This is a genomic window from Streptomyces sp. RKAG337, from assembly GCF_023701715.1.
Lineage (GTDB): Bacteria > Actinomycetota > Actinomycetes > Streptomycetales > Streptomycetaceae > Actinacidiphila.
On record NZ_JAJOZA010000004.1, the window covers coordinates 1 to 2,726 of the forward strand.

Annotated in this window: 2 pseudogenes; both read right to left on the reverse strand. The window is 70.5% G+C overall.

What is annotated here, in order from left to right:
- Nucleotides 1–826: 826 nt before the first annotated feature.
- Nucleotides 827–1,823, reverse strand: a pseudogene (gap, locus tag LNW73_RS35765) (type I glyceraldehyde-3-phosphate dehydrogenase).
- 103 nt (nt 1,824–1,926) lie between these two features.
- Nucleotides 1,927–2,726: pseudogene (locus LNW73_RS35770) on the reverse strand (GlxA family transcriptional regulator); the annotation flags it as partial.

The window sequence follows — 2,726 nt, forward strand, 5'->3', positions numbered from 1 at the left end:
GCCTCCACCCCGCTCACCCCGGCGGCGCCCAACGGGTCGAGCAGCTCGACTCCAAGGCTTTGCTGTCACGGTCCTTCGCGGTGTACACCCAGGACGCCACATCGGTGCACGCGGTCACCTCCCGCCCGGCAGCCACCCGGGAACAGCCCGCGATCTCAGTACGGGTGGACCGCCAGAAGACCGTGCAGACCCCGCCGCACTGCGACGCCCGGCTCGACTACGGCCCCGGCGGGAAGGCCGAGTTCGGCATGGGCTCAGGACAGGTATGGGCCACACTCGACGACACGTACTGGAAGAACACCGGCAACGGGCCCGGCGAACGCGGAACCCAGGCAGCAGGACACTTCACGGGACAGGCGATCACCGCCCCGTACCTGAGTCCCGACGCCCTCTCCTTCCGCACCCTCACCGGGCCGTGCCAGACCCTGGCCGCCTTCAGGAACCACGACACCGACTACCCGGACACCACCACCTTCACCAAACGCACCCCCATCACCCTCAACGGGACACGCGTCATCCCGGTCGACATCACCGGCGACCTGGACAAGGCCGGCGCCCGCACCGTCTACGTCGCCCTGACCGGCAAGCCCTACCCCGTCCGCATCGACTACCAGGACGGCAGCCGCACCGACTTCACCGACTACGACCAACCCGTCACCGTCAACCCACCACCCACCACCCGATCGGTCGACCCCCGCACCGTCGCAGACTTCCTCGGCGTACCGCACAACACCCTATGGATCATCGGCAGCCAGAACCCGCCCAACCAGGGCAGTGAGCGACCCCGCACAACGGCCCGACCGGGCGCCACACCCCCGGCATCCGGTCAGCGGGTGGCGATGAGCTCGAGGGTGTCGATCACGCGGTTCGAGAAGCCCCACTCGTTGTCGTACCACGCGGCCACCTTGATGTGTCGGCCGTCGACGCGGGTGAGGGCCGAGTCGAAGATCGACGAGGCGGATTGCCCGTGATGTCGGACGACACGAGCGGGTCGTCCGAGTACTCGAGGATGCCGGCGAGCGGCCCCTCCGCGGCGACGCGGTACGCCGCCAGCACGTCGTCCCGTGTCACGTCGCGGGCGACGGTCGTGTTGAGTTCGACGATCGAGCCCACCGGAACGGGCACCCGGATGGAGTCGCCCGACAGCTTGCCCTCGAGGTTCGGCAGTACGAGGCCGATGGCCTTGGCGGCACCCGTCGTGGTCGGCACGATGTTGACGGCGGCGGCGCGGGCCCGGCGGGCGTCGCGGTGCGGGCCGTCCTGCAGGTTCTGCTCCTGCGTGTAGGCGTGCACCGTCGTCATGAAACCGTGCTCGATGCCGGCGAGTTCGTCGAGCACCGCGGCGAGCGGCGCGAGCGCGTTGGTCGTGCACGAGGCGTTCGAGATGATCGTGTGCACGGCCGGGTCGTACGCGTCGGTGTTGACCCCGAACGCGAGCGTGACATCGGCGCCGTCCGACGGCGCGCTGACGAGCACCTTCTGCGCACCCGCGTCGAGGTGGGCGCGGGCGGCCTTGGCCGACGTGAAGCGGCCGGTCGCCTCGAGCACGATGTCCACGCCGAGTTCAGCCCACGGCAGCTGCGCCGGTTCGCGCTCGGCGAGCACCGTGATGCGACGTCCGTCGACGACGAGGGCGTCCCCGTCGACGGTGACCGGCCGGCCGAGCCGGCCGGCCGTCGTGTCGTAGGCGAGCAGCCGCGCGAGGTGGCCGGCTCCGTGAGGTCGTTGACGGCGACGACCTCGAGGGTGCTGTCGCGCTCGAGCAGCACGCGCAGCGCGTTGCGCCCGATGCGGCCGAATCCATTGATGGCGATGCGAGTCATGAGTGGTGTCCCTTCGGTTCACCACCAGGTTCTCGCGCATCATCGGCCGGTGGCAGCGGCGTGATCGCCACGGTTCGAAAGGATCGCGCCACGTGGTGGCGGACTACTCACCCCGGGTGAAGGTGCGCCGGTACTCGCTCGGCGTCGTGTCCAGGATGCGCTGGAAGTGCCGCCGCAGATTGGCACCGGTGCCGAGACCGACGTCGGCGGCGATCTGCTCGACGCTCCGCTCCGAACGCTCGAGCAGCTCACGGGCCATGTCGATGCGGGCACGCATGACCCACTGCATCGGTGTGTATCCCGTGTCGTCGACGAAGCGCCGCGAGAACGTGCGCGGCGACACCGCCGCATGCTGGGCGAGCCGCTCGAGGGTGAGGGGCTCGCCGAGCCGGAGCAGGGCCCACTCGCGGGTGGCCGCGAACCGCTCGCCGAGCAGCTCGGGCACGCTACGCGGCACGTACTGCGCCTGCCCGCCGCTGCGGTAGGAGCCGCGACCAGGCGCCGGGCCGCATGGTTCGACGCGGCCACTCCGAGGTCGCCGCGCAGGATGTGCAGGCACAGGTCGATGCCCGAGGCCGCGCCGGCCGACGTCAGTACGCTGCCCTCGTCGACGAACAGAACGTTCTCGTCGACCTGCACGAGGGGATGCTTCGCCGCCAGCGCCCGCGTGTAGTGCCAGTGTGTTGTAGCGCGCTTGCCGTCGAGCAGGCCCGTGGCGGCGAGCGCGAAGGCGCCCGTCGAGATGGCGGCGAGCCGCGCACCCCGATCGTGCGCGGCGGTCAGCGCGTTCACGACGTCCTTCGGCGGGTCGTCGCGGTCCGGGAACCGGTATCCGGGGACGAAGACGATGGTGGCCCACTCCAGCGCCTCGAGGCCGTGGGCGACGTGTAGGACAGGCCATCG